This window comes from Kitasatospora sp. NPDC002965, from assembly GCF_040611255.1.
In the GTDB taxonomy this organism is placed as follows: domain Bacteria; phylum Actinomycetota; class Actinomycetes; order Streptomycetales; family Streptomycetaceae; genus Kitasatospora.
The window spans coordinates 39,656-63,855 of record NZ_JBEXNT010000040.1; the positions used below are offsets into that span (position 1 = coordinate 39,656).

Genomic DNA, 24,200 nt, shown 5'->3' on the forward strand with positions numbered 1-24,200 from the left:
GGCGGCCGGGGAGACGCCCCGGGCGGGCCGGGAAGCGGCACCGCAGACGCCCGGACGGCACTCGGGGGGCGCCCCGGTCCCGGTACGGCCGGCCACCCCGAGGGCACCCTCTTCGACGTGGTCAAGGTCGCCATCGCGATCCTCGACACCGCCGGCCGCGTGGTGCTCTGGAGTCCGGCCGCCGAGGAACTGCTCGGCTGGCCGAACGAGCTGCTGGTCGGCCGCCGGATCGACGAGCTGATCCCGGACGCCGACCAGGTGGTCCGGATCCGGGCCGCGATCCAGGACACCCTGCGCCACGGCCGCTGGTCCGGTCTGGCCGAGCTGCGCGACCGGGAGGGCGATCCGGTGCTGGTCGACGCCCGGATCTCGCTGCTCGTCGACGGCGACGGCACCCCGTTCCTCCAGGTCAACCTGGCCGAGGCGGCCGCCGTCCGGGCGGTGGAGCGCGACCTCGCCGTCCGTGACGCGCTGTTCGAGCAGTCCCCGCTGGGCATCGCGATCCTCGACACCGACCTGCGCTACACCGCCGTCAACCAGACCCTCGCCGAGATGAACGGCGTCGTGCCGGAGGACCACGTCGGCCGGACCACGGGGGAGACCCTCCCCGAGCGGGCGGCCGACGAGATCACCGCGATCCAGCGCCAGGTGCTGGCCACCGGCGAGCCGGTCATCGACGTCACCCTCGCCTCCCCGATCACCGCACGCTCCGGCTACCGCTCGATCTCCTACAGCCGGATGACCGACCGGGCCGGCCGGGTGCTCGGCATCTCCGGCACGGTGATGGACGTGACGGAGCGTTACCGGGCGGTGGCCAAGGTCGAGCACGCCCGCCGCCGGCTCTCACTGCTCAACGAGTTCGGCTCCCGGGTCGGTGACCTGCTGGACGCCTCCCGGATCGCCCAGGAGCTGGCCGGCGCGGTCGTTCCCCGGCTGACCGACCACGCCGCGGTGATCCTGCTCCAGGCGGTCGCGCACGGTGACGACCTGCCCCGGCACGGGCACGACCGCCGCACCTCGCTCCTCCAGCTGGGCACCGCCTCCGTCCAGGACGGCCCGGAGGTGGAGACGATGCTCCGGCGCGGTGCCCGGATCACCTTCGCCGAGGACTCGGCCTGCGGCCGGGTGCTGCGCACCGGCGTTCCCGAGCTGCTCTCCGGCGCCGACCAGCTGAGCGACGTCACGTACCCGGGCGACCCGAAGATGCAGGCGGCGCACGACCTGGGCGTGCACTCGATGCTGGTGGTGCCGTTGCGCGCCCGGGGCATCGTGATCGGCCTGCTGCTCGTCAGCCGGGCCGGCTACCGGGAGGGCTTCGACCGGGACGACCTGGCGTTCACCGTGGAGCTGGCCGACCGGGCCGGCTCCTCGCTGGACAACGCCCGGCTCTACGCCCGTGAGCGCACCGCCGCGCTGACCCTGCAGCGCACGCTGCTCCCGCAGCAGGTCCCCCAGCCGACCGGCGTCGAGGTCGCCTACCGCTACGTGCCGGGCAGCAGCGGCACCGAGGTCGGCGGCGACTGGTTCGACGTCATCCCGCTGCCCGGCGACCGCACCGCGCTGGTGGTCGGGGACGTGATGGGCCACGGACTCCGGGCGGCCGCGACGATGGGGCGGCTGCGCACCGCCGTCCGCGTGCTGGCCGCCCTGGACCTGCCGCCGGACGTGCTGCTGCGGCACGTCCACGAGCTGGCCGACGACCTGGCCCAAGGGCCGGACGAGGCGCTGCTGGCCACCTGCGTGTACGCGGTGTTCGACCCGGCGACCGCCACCATGACCGTCGCCAAGGCCGGCCACATCCCGCCGGTGCTGGTGGTGCCGGCGGAGGGGACCGACGAACCGACCCGGACCGGCGGCCCGCTGCTCGGCGGCGTCGGACGGATCCTGGAGCTGCCGTCCGGAGCCCCGCTCGGGGTCGGCGGAGTCCCGTTCGAGTCGGTCGAACTGAAGATCCCGGAGGGGAGCCTGCTGGCGCTCTGCACCGACGGGCTGGTGGAGTCCCGGGACAAGGACCTGGACGTGGGCCTGGGCCGGCTGCTCACCGTCCTGGAGGCGCCGTACGCGTCGATCCAGGCCGCCTGTGAGGCGGTGCTGGACACCATGGAGCAGGGCCGCGAGCCGGACGACGTGGCGCTGCTGCTGGCCCGGCTCGGCCACGGGCAGGCCGGCACCCCGACGGCGGGCTGGACGCTGCCCGCCGAGCCGACCGCCGTCTCCCGGGCCCGCCGGCTGGTCCGCGCGACGCTGGTCGAGTGGAGCGTCGAGGAGCTCACCGACACGGCCGAGCTCCTGGTCAGCGAGCTGGTCACGAACGCGGTCCGGTACGCGAGCGCACCGATCGGCGTGCGGCTGACGCTCGGGGAGACGCTGCTGGTGGAGATCTCCGACCCGTTGCCCGATCCGCCGCGCGAGCGGCACGCGGCCGAGGCCGACGAGGGCGGCCGGGGGCTGGAGCTGGTCCGCCGGCTGGCGCTGCGCTGGGGGGCCCGGGCCGAGGGGATGGGCAAGGTGGTCTGGTTCGAGCAGGCGCTGCCGGGTAGTGAGCCCCACGAGTCGGCAGCCGAGTAGGCCCGACGGGCGGACGAGCGGACGGCGAGGAGAACGGTGCTGCATATGCCGGGAGGCGGCCAGGGGGAGCGCGCGCTCCGGCAGGGGGCGCGAGCGTGGCATTGTGGTTGCGCGGGCGGTAGGACAAAAACCTTCGCCCGATCTGATGTTGTGATGTTGAGGGCGTGTGAACGTACCCCTCGATGATGAATACTCGGTCTTCTCGACATCCGGACGGTCGCGGGTTTGGAGGGGTCGGTCCGTTGAACAGCACCCCGGCGCGTAACGCGCCGAGCAGCAGCGGTCATGCCGCTGTACCCGGGCAGGCCGGTGCCCAACACGTGTCCGCGCCCGCCGTGCCCCGCTCGGTCGCGCGCGCGGCGGCCCCGACCGTCGGTCCCGCCGCCCACCGGGTGGCCGAGGCACACCGCTGGGGCGCCGGGGACCCGGGATCGATCTACGACTACATCCGGGTCGCCACCTTCGCGATCGGCCCCGACGGCCGGATCAGCCAGTGGAGCGAGCGCGCCGCCGAGTTCTTCGGGGTCCCCGCCTCCGAGGCGGTCGGCGCCGACCCGGTCACCACCTTCGTCCCGCGCGAGCTCTGGCAGCGCGGCCGGGCCCGGCTCGAACGGACCCTGGCCGGCGAGGAGTGGGTCGGCACCACCCCGTACCGCGACGCCAACGGCGGCGAGGGCCTCGCCGAGCTCTACCTGATGCCCGACAGCGCGCTGCCCACCGCCGGCGCCACCTGTCTCGCCGTCGACCTCGGCCGGCTCCGCCGGATCGAGACCGACCTCGCCGCCTCCGAGGCGGTTTTCGGCCAGACTCCGACCGGGTTCATCCTCTTCGACGACCGGCTCCGGCTCCAGCGGGTCAACGACGCCTTCGCCTCCGGGATGGGCCTCGCCCCCACCGACCTGGAGGGGCTCACCCCGCACGACCTCTTCCCCGGCTCCGAGGCCGACCGGCTCACCGCCGCCCTGCGCAAGGTCCTCGCCAGCGGCGAGCCCGTCTTCGACCTGCGCTTCCACTCCACCGTCCCGACCCGCGAGGGCAACCGGCTCTGGGCCGTCTCGCTCTACCGCCTCAACGGCGCGGCCGGCCAGCCGACCGGCGTCGCCGGACAGGTCTCCGACGTCACCAGCCGGCACGTCGCCGAGCGCGAGGCCGACGGCGTCCGCCGCAACCTCGCCCTGCTCAACGAGGCCAGCGCCCACATCGGCTCCACCCTCGACCTGGAGACCACCGCCAAGGAGCTGCTGGACGTCGTCGTCCCGCCGTTCTGCGACCTCGCCACCGTGGACCTCTACACCGCGCTGCTCTCCGGCGAGACGGTCCCCAGCGCCGGCCGGTACGGCGACGGCGTGCTCACCGACGGCAGCGGCGAACTGCGCCGGGTCGCCGTCTCCAGCGTGGTCGGCGGCGCCTCCTCGGTGCTCGGCTCGGTCACCGGCCTGCCCATCGCGGAGGCCGGCGGCACCCTCTGCTACCCGCGCCGCTCCCCGCACGCCCGGGCCCTGCGCACCGGCCGCAGCGTCGTCCCCGAGCCCGGGCCCGACCCGCTGCTCCGCTCCACCCTGATCGTCCCGCTGGTCGCCCGCGACCAGGTGCTCGGCCTCGTCCAGCTCTCCCGCGCGATCGGCAGCGAGCCGTTCGACGCCCGCGACGTCGCCATCGCCGAGGAACTGGTCGCCCGGGCCGCGGTCTGCATCGACAACGCGCGGCTCTACCGCCGCGAGCACGAGCGCGCGCTGATCCTCCAGCGCAGCCTGCTGCCCCCGGGCAACCCGGCCGCCAGTGGCCTGGAGATCGCCTGCCGCTACCTGCCCAGCAACAACAACACCGAGGTCGGCGGCGACTGGTTCGACGTCATCCCGCTGCCCGGCAACCGCACCGCGCTGGTCATCGGCGACGTGATGGGCCGCGGCCTGCGGGCCGCCGTCGCGATGGGGCAGCTGCGCACCGCCGTCCGCACCCTGGCCATGCTCGACCTCGACCCCGCCGAGGTGCTCACCGCCCTCGACGAGATCGCCCGCGGCCTCGGCGACGACACCGCGCCGGCCGTCGTGCCCGCCCCGTACGGGCGACTCACCTCGACCGCCGACGAGGAGGCCCGCGAGGTCTACCTGGCGACCTGCGTCTACGCGGTGTACGACGCCGTCACCCGGCGCTGCACCTTCGCCAACGCCGGCCACCTGCCGCCCGTCCTGCTCGGCCCCGGCGAACCGGCCCGGATGCTGGACGTCCCGCCCGGCCTGCCGCTCGGCGTCGGCGGCGAGCCCTTCGAGGAGGTCGAGCTGACCCTCCCGGACGGCGCCGTGCTCGGCCTCTACACCGACGGCCTGGTGGAGAGCCGCAAGCACCAGCTCGACGAGGGGCTCCGCGCCTTCCGCGTCGCGCTCTCCGCCGAGGGCAAGGGCCTGGAGGATCTCTGCGACCACGTCCTCGGCGAGCTCAACCCGCACCACGGGGAGGACGACATCGCCCTGCTCATGGCCAGGGTGCACGCCTTCCCCGAGGACGCCGTCGGCAACTGGTTCCTGCCGCCCGAGCCGACCTCCGTCGCCAAGGCCCGCGAACTCGCCTGCAGCTGGTTGCTGGCCCGCGGCCTCGACGAGCTGGTCGACACCACCGAGCTGCTGGTCAGCGAGCTGGTCACCAACGCCCTGCGGCACGGCCGGGGCGAGATCCGGCTCCGTCTGCTGCGCGACCGGACCATGGTGTGCGAGGTCTGGGACGACGGCTACGCCCAGCCCAGGCAGCGGCGCGCCCAGGAGACCGACGAGGGCGGGCGGGGGCTCCAGCTGGTCAGCCTGCTCGCCGAACGCTGGGGCAGCCGGCGGACGCCCAAGGGCAAGATCGTCTGGTTCGAGCTCGGGCTGTAGACGGGCCCGGGCCGCGGGCCCACCGGGGCCGCCGCCGCACGCCGCCCCCGCACGCCGTCCCCCCGCGCCGTCGCGGCACGGGCGGCGGAGGCTCGGCCGACCGGGTGCAGTCCCCGGGCAGCCGCCGTGTCGGCGCGGCCCGGCCCGGAGCGGCGGCGTTCCATGGCCGCCATGCGCGCCCGCCTCCCCGCCGCAGCCGCCGCGCTGCTGCTCGCCCTCGCCGCCTCGGCCGGCTGCTCCGGCGGCCCGTTCCCGGCCGGCACCGCCCCGACGCCCGTCCCCGCACCGCCCGCGCCGGCCACCGTGACCGGGGACGTCCTCCCGGTCGACCGCTCCACCGTGCGGGACGGCGGCACCCTGCGCTGGGCGGTGGACGCCGTCCCCGCCACCCTGAACGTCTACCAGCCGGCCGCCACCGCCGACTCCGCGCTGCTCGCGCACGCCCTCTACCCCGCGCTGTTCCGGCCCGGTGCGCACGGCGGCTGGGAGGCCGACCCCGACTACCTGGCCGCCGCCGAGTCCACGCCGCCCGGGCAGCTGCCGCAGGTGGTGACCTACCGCCTCAACCCGCGGGCGGTCTGGAGCGACGGCACCCCGCTCTCCGCCGCCGACTTCATCGCCCAGCGGGCCGCGCTCTCCGGCCTCGACCCGGCCTACACCTCCGCCCGCCCCGCCGGCTACGGCACGATCGACTCGATCGTCCAGGGCGCCGGCCCGCAGGAGGTCAAGGTCACCTTCCGGCAGCCCTGCGCGCAGTGGCGCGCCCTGTTCGGCCCGCTCTACCCGGCCGCCGAGACCGCCACCGCCGCCGCCTTCGGCCGCCCGCTGCCCGGTGGCACCGCCCACCCGACCGCCGGGCCGTTCCTGGTCTCCGGGTACGACCCGGCCGGCGGACGGGCCGCCCTCGTCCGCAACCCGTACTGGTGGGGCGCGCCGGCCAAGGCCGACCGGATCGACTTCCTCGCCGTCCCGGCCGAACAACGCGCCGACGCGCTCGAACAGAACCGGGTGGACATCGCCCCGTTGACGGCCGCCGTCGACCACGCGGCCGGCGGGGCCGGCGCCCCGGCCGGGGGCGGGGCCGCCCAGGCGCTCCACCGGGCGGAGACCCTGCCCGGCGTCACCCTGCACCGCGCCGCCGGCGCCGCCCTCACCCAGCTCACCCTCAACGCGGCCCACGACCTCCTCACCGACCCGGTCCTGCGGCGTGCGGTCGCCCGTGCGGTCGACCGCCGGCACACCGCCGACGCCGCACTCACCCCGCTCGGGCTGCCGGCCGCCCCGCACGGCCACCACCTGCTCACCGGCGACCAGGACGGCTACCGCGACAACTCCGACGCGCTCGGCGCCACCGACGCCGGGCGGATGCTGGACACGGCCGGGTGGAAGCGCCCCGCCACCGGCGCCACCCGGGCCCGGAACGGCCGCGAGCTCGCCCTCACCCTCCTGGCCCCGGCCGGCTCCGCCACCGCCCGGCGCACCGCGGACGCGGTGGTGGCGGACCTCGGCGCGGCCGGGATCGCGGTCCGGGTGACGGAGGCGCCGGCGGACACCTTCGTCCGCGACCACCTGGCCGCCGGGGACTACGACCTCGCCCTCTTCTCCTGGCCGGCCGGGCCGGACCCGGCCGGCGAGCAGCAGCCCGTCTACGCCAAGCCCCGGCCGGGCCCCGACGGAGCCCTCCGGGCCGGTACCAACTTCGCCCGCGCGGGCACCGAGGAGATCGACCGCCTCTTCGAGCGTGCCGGCGCCGAACCGGACCCCGCCGCCCGCCAGGCCCTCCTCCAGGAGGCGGACGTCCGGATCTGGCAGCTGGGCCACTCGGTGCCGCTGTTCCAGCGCCCCGAGCTGACGGCCGTCCGGGCGGGGCTCGCGGGTGCGGGGGTCTGGGGCTTCGGCCGGCCGCGCTTCCAGGACGTGGGGTGGTCGGTCGGCTAGGTCGCGGTCAGGCCCTCCGTCAGTCCCTCCGTCAGGCCCTCTCTCCCGGGTCTCGTGCGTCCGGCAGGAGCCGTGAGACAGGGGCCGGGTCCCGGCGGGCAGGGCGGGCGGACGCGATCACCCGATCGCCGTGCGACCGGACCGGTCCGTGGACCGTCGCCGGGCGCGGCTGAGGGGACCGCCGGAGGGACCGTCGGAGGGGTCGGTGGACGGGTCGGGGACGGGTCCGGAGCGTGCCGCCGGGCGTCCACAGAGTGAAGAGCCGGTGTCCGAGTTGTGATCTTGATCCCGCCCGACCTGCTCGTTTCGGCCGAGCTGGGCGGTTCCCCGTACCATAGGAGGAAGCCGTGGCATGTCCTGCCCGGCGGGTGGACCGGTAGTAGCAGGCGGAACGGGCGGCGGCGACCAACAGTGGTCGCAAGTGCGCGTCACGCAGCCGGGCGCCGAAACCCACGATTCCGGGAGAATCTGCTAGGCATGCCCACGCGCAACGACATCCGTAACGTCGCCATCGTCGCCCACGTCGACCACGGCAAGACCACCCTGGTCGACGCCATGCTCAAGCAGGCCGGCGCCTTCGCTGCCCACCAGCAGTTGGACGACCGCATGATGGACTCCAACGACCTGGAGCGCGAGAAGGGCATCACCATTCTCGCGAAGAACACCGCGGTCAAGTACCACCCGAAGGATGGTGGCGCTCCGATCACCATCAACATCATCGACACCCCGGGCCACGCCGACTTCGGTGGCGAGGTCGAGCGAGGTCTCTCGATGGTGGACGCGGTCGTCCTCCTGGTCGACGCCTCCGAGGGTCCGCTTCCGCAGACCCGCTTCGTGCTCCGCAAGGCGCTCACCGCGCGGCTCCCCGTCATCCTCTGTATCAACAAGACGGACCGCCCGGACGCCCGGATCGACGAGGTCATCAACGAGACCTACGACCTGTTCCTGGACCTGGACGCCGACGAGGACCAGATCGAGTTCCCGATCGTCTACGCCTGTGCGCGTGACGGCGTGGCCTCGCTGACCAAGCCGGACAACGGGTCCGTCCCCGCGGACAGCGACAGCCTGGAGCCGTTCTTCTCCACCATCCTGGAGCACGTCCCGGCTCCGACGTTCGAGGAGGACGCGCCGCTCCAGGCCCACGTCACCAACCTCGACGCGGACAACTTCCTCGGCCGTATCGCCCTGCTCCGCGTCGAGCAGGGTGAGCTGCGCAAGGGCCAGACCGTGGCCTGGATCAAGCGCGACGGCACCATTTCGAGCGTCCGCATCTCCGAGCTGCTGATGACCGAGGCGCTCACCCGCAAGCCGGCCGAGGTGGCCGGCCCGGGCGACATCTGTGCCGTCGCCGGCATCTCCGACATCATGATCGGCGAGACCCTCGCCGACCCGGAGAACCCGATCGCGCTGCCGCTGATCACGGTGGACGAGCCGGCCATCTCGATGACCATCGGCACCAACACCTCGCCGCTGGTCGGCCGTGGCGGCAGCGGCAAGGGCGCGGACGCCAAGTCCAGCGGCCGGGTCGACCGCAAGGTCACCGCCCGCCAGGTCAAGGACCGCCTGGACCGCGAGCTGGTCGGTAACGTCTCGCTGCGCGTCCTGGAGACCGAGCGCCCGGACGCCTGGGAGGTGCAGGGCCGTGGTGAGCTGGCGCTGGCCATCCTGATCGAGACCATGCGTCGCGAGGGCTTCGAGCTGACCGTCGGCAAGCCGCAGGTGGTCACCAAGCAGGTCAACGGCAAGACGCACGAGCCGGTCGAGCGCCTCACCGTGGACGTCCCCGAGGAGCACATGGGTGCCGTCACCCAGCTCATGGGCATCCGCAAGGGCCGGATGGACAACATGTCCAACCACGGTTCGGGCTGGGTCCGGATGGAGTTCGTGGTGCCGTCCCGCGGCCTGATCGGCTTCCGGACCGAGTTCCTCACCAACACCCGCGGCACCGGTATCGCGCACTCGATCCACGAGGGCCACGAGCCGTGGTTCGGCACCCTGACGACCCGCAACAACGGTTCGCTGGTCGCCGACCGGGCCGGTGTGGTGACCGCCTTCGCGATGACCAACCTGCAGGAGCGCGGCGTGCTCTTCTGCGACCCGGGCACCGAGGTGTACGAGGGCATGATCGTCGGCGAGAACTCGCGCGCCGACGACATGGACGTCAACATCACCAAGGAGAAGAAGCTCACCAACATGCGGTCGTCGAACGCCGATGTTGCCGAGTCGATCGTCCCGCCGCGGAAGCTCTCCCTGGAGCAGTCGCTGGAGTTCTGCCGCGAGGACGAGTGCATCGAGGTGACCCCGGAGACTGTTCGCATCCGTAAGGTCGTGCTGGACCAGAAGGACCGTGGTCGTACCGCCTCGCGCGCCAAGAAGGTCTGATCACCGCCTTCTGAGGCCTTCCGGCCGTGCTTTGGCCGGAAACCGTCGCCCCCCTTTCCGATGGAGAGGGGGGCGAACTTTTTCAACTACTCCATGCTGTCGACGCGCGTATAAACGGAATAGCGCTTACCACGGCAAGGTGTCCGCTGAGCGAACGTGACAGTCCGTCATTCATGACGACTGTCCGTTTAATGCCTGTCTGAGTATGTCTCATATGTCCGATTTTCGAAACTTACCGACCGTTCATGTGACCTAATTGAGATCGGTAGTGGTCACTTTCGTGTCCGTGCGTGACACATAGTGGGTGCAGTCAGGCTCGGGTCAAGGGTTAACGCGCAGGGGTGCGCGCCGAAACCACGAGCGCGGACGGCACAGCGGATCCGGTCCCGACCAACCGCGGTGCTCTCCTCGTTGGAAAGTCGAATTCAGGAGGCATCCCCCCATGCGTGGTGCAACCCAGACCAAGTGGCTCGTCGCGGCGACCGCGATCGCCCTTGCGGCGACCGCTTGCAGCACCAGCTCGAAGAGCAGCGACAAGGCTGCCTCGGGCGGCGGCACGATCGCCGTTCAGCTCGGTGAGCCGCAGCACGGCCTGATTCCGCAGAACACCGCGGAGTCCGAGGGTGCCGAGGTCCTGAACGCCCTCTTCGCCGGCCTGGTCGAGTACGACAACAAGACCAACGAGCCGAAGCTGCGCGTCGCGGAGTCGATCGAGTCCCCCGACAGCAAGGTCTGGACGATCAAGCTGAAGGACGGCTACACCTTCCACAACGGTGAGAAGGTCACCGCGCAGTCCTTCGTGGACGCCTGGAACTGGGGCGCCAACCAGGACAACGCGGCCGAGGGCCTCCCGTTCTTCGCCAAGATCGACGGCTCCGCCGACCTGGCCCCGGGCAAGGACAAGAAGCCGGCCACCGACAAGCTCAAGGGCCTGACGGTCGTCGACGACAAGACCTTCACGGTCTCCCTGACCGCGCCGTTCTCCCAGTTCAAGACCATGCTGGGCTACAACGCGTTCTACCCGCTGCCGAAGGCCTTCTTCGCTGACAAGAAGACCTTCGAAGAGGCCCCCATCGGCAACGGCCCGTTCCAGATGGACGGCAAGTGGGAGCACAACCAGCAGATCAAGGTCAAGCGCTTCGAGGGCTTCCCGGCCGCTGACGGCAAGGCGAAGCTCCAGGGCGTCACCTTCAAGATCTACGACAAGCTGGAGACGGCGTACAACGACCTGCGCGCCGACAACATCCAGGCCACCGACAAGCTCCCGATCTCGGCCATGGGCACGGTCAAGGGCGAGTTCGGCGACCGCTACATCTACAAGCCGGAGTCCGGCGTCGGCTACATCGGCTTCCCGATCGCCACCAACCCGGAGACCTACGGCAAGCCGGAGATCCGCAAGGCGATCTCGATGGCGATCGACCGCGAGGCGATCACCAAGACGATCTTCTCGGGCACCCGCGTCCCGGCCGACGACTTCGTCAACCCGCTGATCCCGGGCTACCGCAAGGGCGCCATGGGCGACGCGGCGAAGTACGACCCGGCCAAGGCCAAGGAGATCTTCACCGCGGCCAACGGTGTCCCGAACAACACCCTGGAGCTCGGCTACAACGCCGACGGTGGCCACAAGGAGTGGATCGAGGCCGTCGCCAACCAGCTGAAGAAGAACCTGGGCGTCGAGGTCACCCTCAAGCCGTTCGAGAAGTTCGGCAAGATCCTGGACGCGCTGGGCGACAAGCAGTACTCCGGCGGCTTCCGCATGGCGTGGTCGATGGACTACCCGTCGATCGAGAACTACCTCCGTCCGATCTTCTCCAAGGTCGCGATCGACAACGGCTCGAACTACGGCGGCTACGTCAACGAGAAGTTCGAGGCGCTGCTGGACCAGGCCGACCAGGCGAAGAGCCCGGAGGAGGGTCAGAAGCTGTACCAGCAGGCTGACGACATCCTGGTCCAGGACCTGCCGTACATCCCGGTGTACACCTACATGTCCTCCGCCGCGTACAGCAAGAAGATCAAGAACTTCGACACCGACGCCCAGGGTCGCATGAACCTGGACGAGGTCGAGCTCGCCGGCTGATCCGGTTAATCAGACGAACGGGGGCGGGCGGACCGGACTACAGTCCGGGTCCTCCCGCCTCCCTTCCTTGTCCGAAAGTATGGAGGTCTGATGGGCCGCTATGTCATCCGCCGACTTATACAGGCAATCCCTGTCCTGATCGGTGCGACGTTCCTGATCTACTGGCTGTGCTTCAGCCTGCCCGGTGACCCGGTGCAGGCGCTGGCCGGCGAGAAGAAGGCCGACCCGCTCGTGGCGGAGATGATCCGCCAGAAGTACCACCTGAACGACCCGTTCCTGCTCCAGTACTGGAACTACATCTCCGGCGTGTTCCAGGGCAACCTGGGCGAGAGCCTGACCGGTCGTTCGGTGAGCGACATGATCAGCGAGGCGTTCCCCTTCACCGTCAACCTCGCCATCGTGGCCTTCGTCATCGAGGCGATCATCGGTGTGCTGGCGGGCGTCATGGCGGCCCTGCGCAAGGGCAAGTTCCTGGACCAACTGGTCCTGATCAGCACGCTGTTCGTGATTTCGATCCCGGTCTTCGTCACCGGTTTCGTGCTCCAGCTCGTGCTCGGCGTCAAGCTCAAGAACGACTACGGTCTCGAGATCTTCTCCGTCTCCTTCAACGAGGAGGACGGTCTGCGGGCGTACCTGCTGCCGGCCTTCGTGCTGGCGTCGACCTCGCTCGCGTACGTGGCCCGACTGACCCGCACCAGCCTCATGGAGACCATGCGCGCCGACTACGTGCGCACCGCGGTCGCCAAGGGTCTGAAGCGGCGTCGGGTGATCGGCCGGCACGCCCTGCGCAACGCGCTCATCCCGATCGTCACCTTCCTCGGTGCCGACCTCGGTGGTCTGATGGGCGGCGCGGTCATCACGGAGAAGATCTTCAACATCCACGGCATCGGCGGTCTGCTCGCCCAGGCCGTGTACCAGAAGCAGGGCACGATCATCGTCGGCGTCGTCACGCTGCTGGTGATGATCTACCTCGTCACCACCCTGCTCGTGGACCTGCTGTACGCCGTGCTCGACCCGAGGATCCGCTATGAGTGAGACCATCACCAAGGGCGCCGAGGCCCCCTCCGAGGACAACTCCCCGAAGTCCTCCCCGGAGAAGAAGCAGAAGCCGGAGCGCGTCGCCAGTCTCTGGTCGGACGCGATGAGCGACCTGCGCCGCAACCCGGTCTTCATCATCGGCGCCGTGCTGGTGTCGTTCCTGCTCCTGCTGGCCGTCGTGCCGCAGTGGTTCACGGACGGCAGCCCGTTCGACTCGGGGGCCTGCGACCTGGCCGACTCGCTGAAGCGTCCGAGCGGCGACCACTGGTTCGGCTTCGACGTCCAGGGCTGCGACATCTACACCCGCACGGTGTGGGGCGCGCGCAACTCGATCATCGTCGGCGTCCTGACCACCACCATGGTCACCCTGGTGGGCGCCCTCCTCGGCCTGCTGGCCGGGTGGAAGGGCGGGATCGTCGACAGCATCCTCTCGCGCTTCACCGAGATCTTCTTCTCGATCCCGCTGCTGCTCGGCGGCATGCTGATCATGTCGATGCTCGGCAAGGGCAACGCCTGGACGGTCTCGGTCGTGATGACCGTGCTCGGCTGGCCGCAGATCTTCCGCATCATGCGTGCCTCGGTGCTGTCGAACAAGAACAACGACTACGTGATGGCGGCCCGCGCCCTCGGCGCCGGCTCCGGCCGGATCACCTTCCGGCACATCGTGCCGAACGCCATCGCGCCGGTCATCGTCGTCTCCGCGATCAGCCTGGGTGTCTACATCGGCGCCGAGGCGGCCCTGTCCTACCTGGGCATCGGCGTCCAGCCGCCGGAGATCTCCTGGGGCCTGATGATCAGCGACGCGTCGGTCCGCTTCCTCGACGCACCCCACGTGCTGCTCTTCCCGTCCGCGGTACTGAGCGTCACCGTCCTGGCCTTCATCATGCTCGGCGACGCGGTCCGCGACGCCCTCGACCCGAAGCTCCGCTGAGAGAAGAGGTGACGACCCGATGACCACCGTGATCGAGAAGAACCAGAAGACCGGCCGCCTGGAGGTTGGCACCCCGCTGCTGGAGGTCAAGGACCTCCACGTGGAGTTCCACACCCGGGACGGCGTCGCCAAGGCCGTGAACGGCGTCAACTACTCCGTGGCCGCCGGTGAGACCCTGGCGGTGCTCGGCGAGTCCGGCTCCGGCAAGTCCGTGACCGCCCAGACCATCATGGGCATCCTCGACATGCCGCCCGGCAAGATCAGCCAGGGCCAGATCCTCTTCCGCGGGCAGGACATGCTCGCCATGAAGGAGGAGGACCGCCGGCAGATCCGCGGCCAGAAGATCGCGATGATCTTCCAGGACGCGCTCTCCTCGCTGAACCCCGTGATGACCGTCGGCGCCCAGCTCGGCGAGATGTTCCGGGTGCACCGCGGCTCCTCCAAGAAGGAGGCCCGGGAGAAGGCCATCGAGCTGATGGAGCGGGTGCGCATCCCCGCCGCCCGGCAGCGCGTCGGCGACTACCCGCACCAGTTCTCCGGCGGTATGCGCCAGCGCATCATGATCGCCATGGCGCTCTCCATGGAGCCCGACCTGATCATCGCGGACGAGCCCACCACCGCCCTGGACGTCACCGTCCAGGCCCAGGTGATGGACCTGCTCGCGGAGCTCCAGGCCGAGTACAACATGGGCCTGATCCTGATCACCCACGACCTCGGTGTGGTCGCCGACGTCGCGGACAAGATCGCCGTGATGTACGCGGGCCGGATCGTCGAGACGGCGCCGGTGCACGAGCTGTACGCCAACCCGGCGCACCCGTACACCAAGGGCCTGCTCCGCTCCATCCCGCGCCTGGACCAGAAGGGCCAGGAGCTGTACGCGATCAAGGGCCTGCCCCCGAACCTGCTCAAGGTCCCGGCCGGCTGCGCGTTCAACCCCCGCTGTGACGTCGCCACCGACCTGTGCCGCTCGGAGATCCCGAAGCTGCACCAGGTGACCGACAAGGACGGCAAGGAGCTCACCGGCCGCCGCAGCGCGTGCCACCTCTGGAAGGAGACCCTCCATGGCTGAGCCCATCCTGGAGGTCAAGGACCTGGTCAAGCACTACCCGCTGACCCAGGGCATCCTCTTCAAGAAGCAGGTCGGCGCGGTCAAGGCCGTCGACGGCGTCTCCTTCGACCTGGCGAGGGGCGAGACCCTCGGCATCGTCGGCGAGTCCGGCTGTGGCAAGTCCACGCTGGCCAAGGTGCTGATGAACCTGGAGCGGGCCACCTCCGGTCAGGTGCTGTTCAAGGGCGAGGACATCTCCAAGCTGTCCGGCGCGGGCCTCAAGGCCGTCCGCCGGAACATCCAGATGGTGTTCCAGGACCCGTACACCTCGCTGAACCCGCGCATGACGGTCGGCGACATCATCGGTGAGCCGTTCGAGATCCACCCCGAGGTGGCCCCGAAGGGCGACCGCCGCAAGGCCGTCCAGGACCTGCTGGACGTGGTGGGCCTGAACCCGGAGTACATCAACCGGTACCCGCACCAGTTCTCCGGCGGCCAGCGCCAGCGCATCGGCATCGCCCGCGGCCTCGCGCTCAAGCCCGAGATCATCATCTGCGACGAGCCGGTCTCCGCCCTGGACGTCTCCGTCCAGGCGCAGGTGATCAACCTGCTGGAGCAGCTCCAGAGCGAGTTCGAGCTCTCGTACATGTTCATCGCGCACGACCTCTCGATCGTCCGGCACATCTCCGACCGCGTCGGCGTGATGTACCTGGGCAAGATGGTCGAGATCGGCTCGGACGAGGAGATCTACGAGAACGCCACGCACCCGTACACCCAGGCGCTGCTCTCCGCGGTGCCGGTGCCGGACCCGACGGCGCGCGAGACCCGCGACCGGATCATCCTGACCGGTGACATCCCCTCGCCGGCCAACCCGCCGTCCGGCTGCCGGTTCCGCACCCGCTGCTGGAAGGCCGAGGAGCGCTGCTCCACCGAGGTCCCGCTGCTGGCGGTCCCCGAGGTGCTGACCGGTGCGGCCAAGCACCAGTCGGCGTGCCACTTCGCCGAGGTCCGGGAGCCGGCTGCGGCCTGATCCCGCTTCACTCCGCCCGGAAGGGCCCGCAGCCCCGTGCTGCGGGCCCTTCCGGCGTTCCGTCAACTCCTCCGGCCCCCGGTGCACCCGTCCGGGGGTACCCGACTCGCGCCGCCGCACGGGCGCGCTTCTCATGGGGTGTGATGCGTCACACACCTTGAGGAGGGACCTCCATGCCCGCAGCCACCCGTGCTCGATGGGTCCTCGCCGCAGCGACATCCGTGGCCCTGGTGGCCAGCGGGTGCAGCAGCGGCGGCGGCAGCAGCAGCGGTTCGTCGGACAGCACCAAGACCTTCAGCTACCAGAGCAGTGAACCGCAGAACCCGTTGCAGCCGGCGAACGCCAACGAGACGGGTGGTGGGCGCATCCTGCAGAACCTGTTCAAGGGCCTGGTCGACTACGACCCCACCAACGCGAAGATCCGGATGCAGGTCGCCGACACCATCGAGACGAGCGACTCCCAGACCTTCACCATCACCCTGAAGGACGGCTGGAAGTTCCACGACGGGACCCCGGTCCACGCCAAGAACTTCGTCGACGCGTGGAACTGGGCCGCGACCACCAGCAACAACCAGATCAACAGCTCCTGGTTCTCCGACATCGAGGGCTACCAGGACGTCCACCCGACGAGCGGCCAGCCCGCCACGAACAAGATGTCCGGGCTGACCGTCGTGGACGACCTGCACTTCACCGTGAAGCTCAACGGCAAGGTCTCCTACTTCGAGTACAAGCTCGGCTACATCGCCTTCTCCCCGCTGCCCGACGCCTTCTTCAACGACCCGGCCGGGTACGGCCAGAAGCCGGTCGGCAACGGCGCCTACCAGTTCGTGAGCTGGGACCACAACCAGCAGGTGGTCACCAAGGCGTTCCCGGACTACCAGGGCGTCGACAAGCCGAAGAACGGCGGCATCGTCTTCAAGATGTACAGCACCGCGGAGGCCGCCTACGCGGACCTCCAGTCCAACAACCTGGACGTGATCGACCAGGTGCCCCCGTCGGCGCTGGCCACCTACAAGAGCGACCTCGGCGACCGGGCGATCGACGCGCCGCAGGGCGCCATCCAGAACATCGGCTTCACCCTGTACCAGCCGGACTGGGCCCCGCCGGAGAAGGCCAAGGTCCGCCAGGGCCTGTCGATGGCGATCGACCGCGAGACCATCACCAAGACGGTGCTGCAGGGCTCGCGCAAGGCGGCCACCGCCTGGGTCGCCGAGGGCGTCGAGGGCTACAAGGACGGCCAGTGCGGTGCCAACTGCACGTTCGACCCGGCCAAGGCGAAGCAGCTGATCGCCGAGGGCGGCGGCGTGCCCGGCAACAGGCTGACGATCACCTACAACGCGGACGGCGGCCACAAGGAGTGGGTCGACGCGGTCTGCAACTCGATCCGGCAGAGCACCGGCGTGGACTGCGTGGGCGACCCGAAGCCCGACTTCAAGACCGCCCGCGCGGCGATCACCGGCCACCAGATCAACGGTGCGTTCCGTACCGGCTGGGTGCAGGACTACCCGCTGAACGCCAACTTCCTCGCGGACGTCTACCGCACCGGTGCCGCCTCCAACGACTTCGGCTACAGCAGCCCGCAGTTCGACCAGCTGGCGAACCAGGCCGACCAGGCTCCCAGCGTGGCCGACACGGTGACCGGCTACCAGCAGGCCGAGGCCGTGCTGGCGGGCGACATGCCGGCGGTCCCGCTCTGGTACTACCGCACCAACTCGGGCTACTCCACCAAGGTGCAGAACGTCGAGTTCGACTCCTTCGGCAACCCCGCCTGGACCCAGGTCGAGGTCAAGGGCTGATCAGCCCCCCTGCGCCGGCCCCGCCCTCCCCGCACGGAGGGCGGGGCCCGGGCACTCGGTCAGATAGCTAGGAAGGAGGCTCGGATGGGCAGTTATGTGCTGCGTCGGGTACTGCAGATGATCCCGGTGTTCTTCGGCACCACGCTGCTGATCTTCCTGATGGTCTACACCCTGCCGGGCGACCCGGTCTCGGCGCTGTTCGGCGACAAGGCCGCCGACCCCGCCGTGGTGGCCAACCTCAAGCACAAGTACTACCTGGACCAGCCGCTCTGGAAGCAGTACCTGCACTACATGGGGAACCTCTTCCAGGGGGACTTCGGCACCAGCTTCACCGGCCGGCCGGTCACCGAGATCATGGCGGACGCCTTCCCGGTCACCATCCGGCTGGCCGTGATGGCCTTCCTCTTCGAGATGATCCTCGGCCTCTGCCTGGGCCTGGTCTCCGGTCTGAAGCGCGGCAGCCTCCAGGACACCCTGGTGCTGGTCCTCACCCTGCTGGTGATCTCGATCCCGGTCTTCGTGCTGGCCTACATCGCCCAGACGATCTTCGCGACCAATCTGGGCTGGGTCACCCCGACGGTGCAGGACTCGACGGACCTCTCCCAACTGATCCTGCCGGCGATCGTCCTGGGCTCGCTCTCACTGGCCTTCGTCGCGCGGCTCACCCGGACCTCGATCGGCGAGAACCTGCGGGCCGACTACCTCCGCACGGCGGTCGCCAAGGGCCTGCCCCGGCGCACCATCATCTCCCGTCACCTGCTGCGCAACTCGCTCATCCCGGTGGTCACCTTCCTCGGTACCGACCTGGGCGCGCTGATGGGCGGCGCGATCGTCACGGAGGGCATCTTCAACGTCCAGGGCATCGGCAACGTCCTGTACCGGGCGATCAACCAGAAGGAGGGACCCACCGTGGTCGGCATCGTGACCGTCCTGGTGATCGTCTACCTGGTCGCCTCCCTCATCGTCGACCTGCTCTACGCGGTCCTGGACCCGAGGATCCGCTATGCCTGACATCCACGACGAGAGCTCGTACGAACCGCACCCCAAGCCGGGGATGGACCACCTGGACTACGCCGGTGAGCAGGGCATGGCGGTCGAGCTGGAGACCCTGGTGGAGCCCGACCCGGTCAAACGGGAGGAGGCCCGCAGCCTCTGGGGCGATGCCTGGCGGGACCTCCGGCGGCGGCCGATCTTCCTGATCTCGGCGGTGCTGATCCTGCTGCTGGTCGTGATGGCGATCTTCCCCTGGGCGTTCACCGACGCCGACCCGCGCAAGGCCGACCTGGTCAACGACTACCTCAGGCGGCCGGACTGGACGGACTTCTTCGGCGCCGGCTGGTTCGGCTACGACGGCCAGGGCCGGTCCATCTACGCCCGGGTGGTGTACGGCGCCCGGGCGTCGATCACCGTCGGCATCTGCGTGACCGCCGCGGTGACCGTGCTCGGCGGACTGGCCGGGATGGTGGCCGGCTACTTCGGCGGCGGCGTGGACGCGGTGATCTCCCGGATCATCGACATCTTCTTCGGCATCCCGCTGCTGCTCGGCGCGCTGGTCCTGCTGAACTCCTTCTCCCACCGCACGGTGTGGAGCGTGGTGATCGCGCTCGCCTTCCTCGGCTGGACGCAGATCGCGCGCGTCATGCGCGGTGCGGTGCTGACGGTCAAGCAGTCCGACTTCGTGGTGGCCGGCCGGGCGCTCGGCGCCGGCACCGGCCGGCTGATGCTCCGGCACATCCTGCCGAACGCGGTCGCCCCGGTGATCGTGGTGGCCACCATCGCCCTGGGCGGGTACATCGCCACCGAGGCGACGCTGAGCTTCCTCGGCATCGGCCTGCAGGATCCGACCATCTCCTGGGGCATCGACATCTCCTCCGCCCAGAAGGTGATCCGGACCGCCCCGTACGTGATGTTCTTCCCGGCCGCGGCACTCTCCGTCACCGTGCTGGCCTTCATCATGCTGGGCGACGCGGTGCGCGACGCCCTCGACCCGAAGCTTCGCTGAGCGAGGGGACGCATCGTGACCACAGCAGTCGATACCGGCAAATCCCAGCACGAGAAGCCCTACGAGGGGCCGCTGCTCGACGTCCGCGACCTGCACGTCGAGTTCGTCACCCGGGACGGGGTGGCCAAGGCGGTCAACGGGGTCAACTACAGCGTGCGGGCGGGGGAGACCCTGGCGGTGCTCGGCGAGTCCGGTTCGGGCAAGTCGGTGACCGCGCAGGCGATCATGGGCATCCTCGACATGCCGCCGGCCCGCATCCCCCGCGGCGAGATCCGGTTCCGCGGACAGGACATGCTCACCATGGGCAGGGAGGAACGGCGGAAGATCCGCGGGCAGAAGATCGCGATGATCTTCCAGGACGCGCTCTCCTCGCTGAACCCGGTGCTCACGGTGGGCTTCCAGCTCGGCGAGATGTTCCGCGCCCACCACGGCGCCTCGCGCAAGGAGGCCAAGGAGAAGGCCATCGAGCTGATGGACCGGGTGCGCATCCCCGCCGCCCGGGACCGGGTCGGCGACTACCCGCACCAGTTCTCGGGCGGTATGCGCCAGCGCATCATGATCGCCATGGCGCTGGCGCTGGAGCCCGACCTGATCATCGCGGACGAGCCCACCACGGCCCTGGACGTCACCGTCCAGGCCCAGGTGATGGACCTGCTCGCGGAGCTCCAGGCCGAGTACCACATGGGTCTGATCCTGATCACCCACGACCTCGGTGTGGTCGCCGACGTGGCCGACAAGATCGCCGTGATGTACGCGGGCCGGATCGTCGAGACGGCGCCGGTGCACGAGTTGTACGCGCGCCCGGCGCACCCGTACACCAGGGGTCTGCTGGACTCGATCCCGCGCCTGGACCAGAAGGGCCAGGAGCTGTACGCGATCAAGGGCCTGCCGCCCAACCTCCTGCGGATCCCGCCGGGTTGCGCGTTCAACCCGCGCTGTCCGCGGGCGCAGGCCGTCTGCGGGCGGGAGGTGCCGGAGCTGTTCCCGGTCACCGAGGACGACGGCACCGAGCTGGCCGGGCGGGGCAGTGCCTGCTTCTTCTGGAAGGAGACCCTCCATGACCGCTGACGGGACGGGCGCCGGTGCGACGGGCTCCGGTGGGACGGGGGCCGGTGCGACGGGGGCCGGGACCGGGACCGGGGCGACGAGGGTGACCGGGGTGAGCGCCGCGCCCGTGGAGGCCGCCTTCGCCCAGAAGGTGGCGCGCGGCGAGCCGATCCTGGAGGTCCGCGACCTGGTCAAGCACTTCCCGCTGACCAGGGGGGTGCTGTTCAAGAAGCAGGTCGGCGCGGTGAAGGCGGTCGACGGGGTCTCCTTCGACCTGCGGCAGGGCGAGACACTGGGCATCGTCGGCGAGTCGGGCTGCGGGAAGTCCACGCTGGCCAAGGTGCTGATGAACCTGGAGCCCGCCACCGCGGGATCGGTCCGGTTCAAGGGCGAGGAGATCTCCCGGCTCTCCGGGGCCGGGCTGAAGGCGGTGCGGCGGAACATCCAGATGGTGTTCCAGGACCCGTACACCTCGCTGAACCCGCGCATGACGGTCGGCGACATCATCGGTGAGCCCTACGAGATCCACCCCGAGGTGGCCCCGAAGGGCGACCGCCGCAAGGCCGTCCAGGACCTGCTGGACGTGGTGGGCCTGAACCCGGAGTACATCAACCGGTACCCGCACCAGTTCTCCGGCGGCCAGCGCCAGCGCATCGGCATCGCGCGGGGGCTGGCGCTCAAGCCGGAGGTCATCATCTGCGACGAGCCGGTGTCCGCGCTGGACGTCTCGGTGCAGGCGCAGGTGATCAACCTGCTGGAGCAGCTCCAGAGCGAGTTCAACCTCTCGTACATGTTCATCGCGCACGACCTCTCGATCGTCCGGCACATCTCCGACCGGGTCGGCGTGATGTACCTCGGCAGGATGGTCGAGATCGGCAGCGACCGGGAGATCTACGACCACGCCACGCACCCGTACACCCAGGCGCTGCTCTCCGCGGTGCCGGTGCCGGATCCGACGGCGCGCGAGTCGCGGGACCGGATCGTCCTCACCGGGGACGTGCCCTCGCCGGCGAACCCGCCGTCCGGCTGCCGGTTCCGCACCCGCTGCTGGAAGGCGCAGGAGAAGTGCGCGCTGGAGACCCCGCTGCTGGCCGTCCCGGCCTGGCTGGACGGGCTCGCGGCGCACGACTCGGCGTGCCACTTCGCGGCCGAGCGCGGACCGGGGGAGTGGGCTCCGGCGGGGGAGTCCGGGAAGGGGCCCGGGGGAGAGCCCGGGGGCGGCCCGGAAACCGTTTGACACCGGGCGTACGCCCCACTCACAGAGCGCGTCCTCCGTTCGGAGGGCGCGCTCTCGCGTTGCGGCCCGCCGACCTGCGGGAATTCCCGTCCGAACGGTGTCCGGGGCACTCGGAAATGATCATTACGCTTCGTAATGCGCCGAATACCGGTGATATATGTTCGTTATTCGGAAAGTGGAATTGACGGCTCCGCGCGCGATATGGAGGAATTTGCCGAGTATTGTCACGGGTTGGTCTGAGCATGTAATTGAAAAGAGATGTGACGGCGATTCCACCGAAGGGGTCGGGTGATCGATAGTTGCTCTGCGCGTATCAGTGGTCACCTCGTCACCTGTGCGGATCGGCCCTGAGATGTCGACCTTCGCCATGCCCGGCACACCGACTGGCGAGGCGCCGTTCGTTCGTAAGCCCTTAAATCGAGGAGCAGTTGAATGAGGCTCACCAAGACGATGCGTTGGACCGCGCTCGCGGCCTGCACCGCGCTCGCGATCTCGGCCTGCAGCACCAGCAGCGACAAGATGTCCTCGGACGGGGGCACCTCGGGGTCGGGCAAGAAGGGCGGCTCGATCAGCGTCGAGCTGGGTGAGCCGCAGCACGGTCTGGTACCGCAGAACACCGCGGAGTCCGAGGGCTCCGAGGTGCTCAACGCGATCTTCGCCGGCCTGGTCGACTACGACATCAAGGACAACTCGCCGCGGCTGCGGGTCGCCGAGTCGATCGAGAGCCCGGACGCGACCGTCTGGACGATCAAGCTCAAGGACGGCTACACCTTCCACAACGGCGAGAAGGTCACCGCGCAGTCGTTCGTCGACGCCTGGAACTACGGCGCGAACCAGGCCAACGCGCAGGAGGCCATGCCGTTCTACGACAAGATCCTCGGCTCCGAGGAGCTGGCCCCGGGCAAGGACAAGACGCCCACCGCGGACAAGCTCAAGGGCCTGGCGGTCGTCGACGACAAGACCTTCACCGTCACCCTCAAGGTGCCGTTCTCGCAGTTCAAGACCATGCTCGGCTACAACGCCTTCTTCCCGCTCCCGAAGGCCTTCTTCACCGACACCAAGGCCTTCGAGGAGGCGCCGATCGGCAACGGCGCCTTCCAGATGGACGGCAAGTGGGAGCACAACAAGCAGATCAAGGTCAAGCGGTACGAGAACTTCCCGGCGTCGGACGGAAAGGCCAAGCTGGATTCCGTCACGTTCAAGGTTTACGACAAGCTGGAAACCGCGTACAACGACCTGCGCGCGAACAACATCCAGATCACCGACAAGCTGCCGATCTCGGCGATGGCGACCGTCGCCCAGGAGTTCGGCGACCGCTACATCTACAAGCCGGAATCCGGCGTCGGTTACCTCGGATTCCCGATCGCCACGAACCCGGCGTTCCAGAAGCCGGAGCTGCGCAAGGCGATCTCGATGGCGATCGACCGCGAGGCGATCACCAAGACGATTTTCTCGGGCACCCGCAAGCCGGCCGACGACTTCATCAGCCCGATCATCCCGGGCTACCGCGCGGGCGCGCTCGGCGACGCCGCCAAGTACGACCCGGCGAAGGCCAAGGAGCTCTTCACCCTGGCCGGCGGCCTGCCCGGCAACACGATCGAGATCGGGTACAACGCCGACGGCGGCCACAAGGAGTGGATCGAGGCGGTCGGCAACCAGCTGAAGAAGAACCTCGGTCTGGAGGTCACCTTCAAGCCGTTCGAGAAGTTCGGCGCCATCCTCACCGCGCTGGGCGACAAGAAGTACTCCGGGGCCTTCCGCATGGCCTGGTCGATGGACTACCCGTCGATCGAGAACTACCTGCGCCCGATCTTCTCCAAGGTCGCCATCGAGAACGGCTCCAACTACGGCGGCTACGTCAACGAGGAGTTCGAGGCCACGCTGGCCAAGGCCGACGCCGCCAAGGGCGAGGCCGAGGGCCTCAAGCTCTACCAGGCCGCCGACGACATCCTCATCAAGGACCTGCCGTACATCCCGGTGTACACCTACATGTCCTCCGCGGCCTACACGAAGACCGTCAAGAACGTGAACGTCAACGCCCAGGGGCAGATGGACCTGGCCAACGTCGAACTGGCCTGACGCCCCCCAGCTGACCGGTACGCCACGGCGGGGGGGGGGGGGGGCCCCCCCCCCCCCCCCCCCCCGCCCGGGCCCCCCCCCCCGGGAGTCCGCAAGGGCGGCCGGGGGTTGGGCCGGAGAACGAAACCCAAAAAAAAAAAAGACGCCCCCCGGAGGGTAA

The 24,200-nt window shown here is 69.9% G+C and carries 15 protein-coding genes; all 15 read left to right on the top strand.

Annotated elements, in window-relative coordinates:
• Positions 1 to 117: 117 nt before the first annotated feature.
• The 15 genes from ABZY91_RS18095 (at position 118) to ABZY91_RS18165 (ending at position 24,040) form a co-directional block, all read left to right on the top strand.
• Positions 118 to 2,568 carry a SpoIIE family protein phosphatase gene (locus ABZY91_RS18095; RefSeq protein WP_329876229.1) on the top strand — a complete coding sequence of 817 codons (2,451 nt, stop codon included), beginning with the start codon at positions 118 to 120 and terminating at the stop codon, positions 2,566 to 2,568.
• A gap of 392 nt (positions 2,569 to 2,960) precedes the next feature.
• Complete coding sequence (locus tag ABZY91_RS18100; RefSeq protein ID WP_329876249.1) at positions 2,961 to 5,435, top strand: SpoIIE family protein phosphatase; 2,475 nt, start codon at positions 2,961 to 2,963, stop codon at positions 5,433 to 5,435.
• Between the two features lie 171 nt (positions 5,436 to 5,606).
• The gene (locus ABZY91_RS18105) at positions 5,607 to 7,373 is read left to right on the top strand and encodes an ABC transporter family substrate-binding protein (protein ID WP_355403462.1); all 1,767 of its coding nucleotides are present in this window, start codon (positions 5,607 to 5,609) and stop codon (positions 7,371 to 7,373) included.
• A gap of 477 nt (positions 7,374 to 7,850) precedes the next feature.
• Complete coding sequence (typA, locus tag ABZY91_RS18110; protein WP_355403464.1) at positions 7,851 to 9,755, top strand: translational GTPase TypA; 1,905 nt, start codon at positions 7,851 to 7,853, stop codon at positions 9,753 to 9,755.
• 442 nt (positions 9,756 to 10,197) lie between these two features.
• The gene (locus tag ABZY91_RS18115; protein ID WP_329876235.1) at positions 10,198 to 11,832 is read left to right on the top strand and encodes an ABC transporter substrate-binding protein; all 1,635 of its coding nucleotides are present in this window, start codon (positions 10,198 to 10,200) and stop codon (positions 11,830 to 11,832) included.
• Positions 11,833 to 11,922: 90 nt separating this feature from the next.
• On the top strand, positions 11,923 to 12,867 hold the full coding sequence (locus ABZY91_RS18120; protein WP_329876237.1) for an ABC transporter permease: 945 nt from the start codon (positions 11,923 to 11,925) through the stop codon (positions 12,865 to 12,867).
• A complete protein-coding gene (locus ABZY91_RS18125; protein WP_329876239.1) occupies positions 12,860 to 13,801 on the top strand; it encodes an ABC transporter permease in 942 nt (313 codons plus the stop codon). Before ABZY91_RS18120 ends, ABZY91_RS18125 begins: the two co-directional genes overlap by 8 nt.
• A 19-nt stretch (positions 13,802 to 13,820) precedes the next feature.
• On the top strand, positions 13,821 to 14,870 hold the full coding sequence (locus ABZY91_RS18130) for an ABC transporter ATP-binding protein (RefSeq protein WP_329876241.1): 1,050 nt from the start codon (positions 13,821 to 13,823) through the stop codon (positions 14,868 to 14,870).
• The gene (locus tag ABZY91_RS18135) at positions 14,863 to 15,879 is read left to right on the top strand and encodes a dipeptide ABC transporter ATP-binding protein (RefSeq protein ID WP_355403467.1); all 1,017 of its coding nucleotides are present in this window, start codon (positions 14,863 to 14,865) and stop codon (positions 15,877 to 15,879) included. The genes ABZY91_RS18130 and ABZY91_RS18135 overlap by 8 nt, the downstream gene beginning before the upstream one ends.
• A 173-nt stretch (positions 15,880 to 16,052) precedes the next feature.
• Positions 16,053 to 17,675, top strand: coding sequence for an ABC transporter substrate-binding protein (locus ABZY91_RS18140; RefSeq protein ID WP_329874634.1), 1,623 nt, complete (start codon positions 16,053 to 16,055; stop codon positions 17,673 to 17,675).
• 84 nt (positions 17,676 to 17,759) lie between these two features.
• The gene (locus ABZY91_RS18145; RefSeq protein ID WP_329874632.1) at positions 17,760 to 18,686 is read left to right on the top strand and encodes an ABC transporter permease; all 927 of its coding nucleotides are present in this window, start codon (positions 17,760 to 17,762) and stop codon (positions 18,684 to 18,686) included.
• A 76-nt stretch (positions 18,687 to 18,762) separates the two neighbouring features.
• Positions 18,763 to 19,677 carry an ABC transporter permease gene (locus tag ABZY91_RS18150; protein ID WP_355403479.1) on the top strand — a complete coding sequence of 305 codons (915 nt, stop codon included), beginning with the start codon at positions 18,763 to 18,765 and terminating at the stop codon, positions 19,675 to 19,677.
• A gap of 15 nt (positions 19,678 to 19,692) precedes the next feature.
• Positions 19,693 to 20,745: an ABC transporter ATP-binding protein gene (locus tag ABZY91_RS18155; RefSeq protein WP_355403470.1), complete on the top strand. Its 1,053-nt coding sequence runs from the start codon at positions 19,693 to 19,695 to the stop codon at positions 20,743 to 20,745.
• The gene (locus tag ABZY91_RS18160; RefSeq protein WP_355403472.1) at positions 20,735 to 21,961 is read left to right on the top strand and encodes a dipeptide ABC transporter ATP-binding protein; all 1,227 of its coding nucleotides are present in this window, start codon (positions 20,735 to 20,737) and stop codon (positions 21,959 to 21,961) included. The genes ABZY91_RS18155 and ABZY91_RS18160 overlap by 11 nt, the downstream gene beginning before the upstream one ends.
• A gap of 432 nt (positions 21,962 to 22,393) precedes the next feature.
• Positions 22,394 to 24,040 (top strand): ABC transporter substrate-binding protein, encoded by a 1,647-nt coding sequence (locus tag ABZY91_RS18165; protein WP_355403474.1) that lies wholly within the window; start codon positions 22,394 to 22,396, stop codon positions 24,038 to 24,040.
• The last annotated feature ends 160 nt before the right edge of the window (positions 24,041 to 24,200 follow it).

Excerpts from the sequence above, each read along its gene's own strand:
- ABZY91_RS18105 (WP_355403462.1), top strand. The coding sequence starts at position 5,607 with ATGCGCGCCCGCCTCCCCGCCGCAGCCGCCGCGCTGCTGCTCGCCCTC.
- typA (WP_355403464.1), top strand. The coding sequence starts at position 7,851 with ATGCCCACGCGCAACGACATCCGTAACGTCGCCATCGTCGCCCACGTC.
- ABZY91_RS18115 (WP_329876235.1), top strand. The coding sequence starts at position 10,198 with ATGCGTGGTGCAACCCAGACCAAGTGGCTCGTCGCGGCGACCGCGATC.
- ABZY91_RS18120 (WP_329876237.1), top strand. The coding sequence starts at position 11,923 with ATGGGCCGCTATGTCATCCGCCGACTTATACAGGCAATCCCTGTCCTG.
- ABZY91_RS18125 (WP_329876239.1), top strand. The coding sequence starts at position 12,860 with ATGAGTGAGACCATCACCAAGGGCGCCGAGGCCCCCTCCGAGGACAAC.
- ABZY91_RS18130 (WP_329876241.1), top strand. The coding sequence starts at position 13,821 with ATGACCACCGTGATCGAGAAGAACCAGAAGACCGGCCGCCTGGAGGTT.
- ABZY91_RS18135 (WP_355403467.1), top strand. The coding sequence starts at position 14,863 with ATGGCTGAGCCCATCCTGGAGGTCAAGGACCTGGTCAAGCACTACCCG.
- ABZY91_RS18140 (WP_329874634.1), top strand. The coding sequence starts at position 16,053 with ATGCCCGCAGCCACCCGTGCTCGATGGGTCCTCGCCGCAGCGACATCC.
- ABZY91_RS18145 (WP_329874632.1), top strand. The coding sequence starts at position 17,760 with ATGGGCAGTTATGTGCTGCGTCGGGTACTGCAGATGATCCCGGTGTTC.
- ABZY91_RS18150 (WP_355403479.1), top strand. The coding sequence starts at position 18,763 with ATGGCGGTCGAGCTGGAGACCCTGGTGGAGCCCGACCCGGTCAAACGG.
- ABZY91_RS18160 (WP_355403472.1), top strand. The coding sequence starts at position 20,735 with ATGACCGCTGACGGGACGGGCGCCGGTGCGACGGGCTCCGGTGGGACG.
- ABZY91_RS18165 (WP_355403474.1), top strand. The coding sequence starts at position 22,394 with ATGAGGCTCACCAAGACGATGCGTTGGACCGCGCTCGCGGCCTGCACC.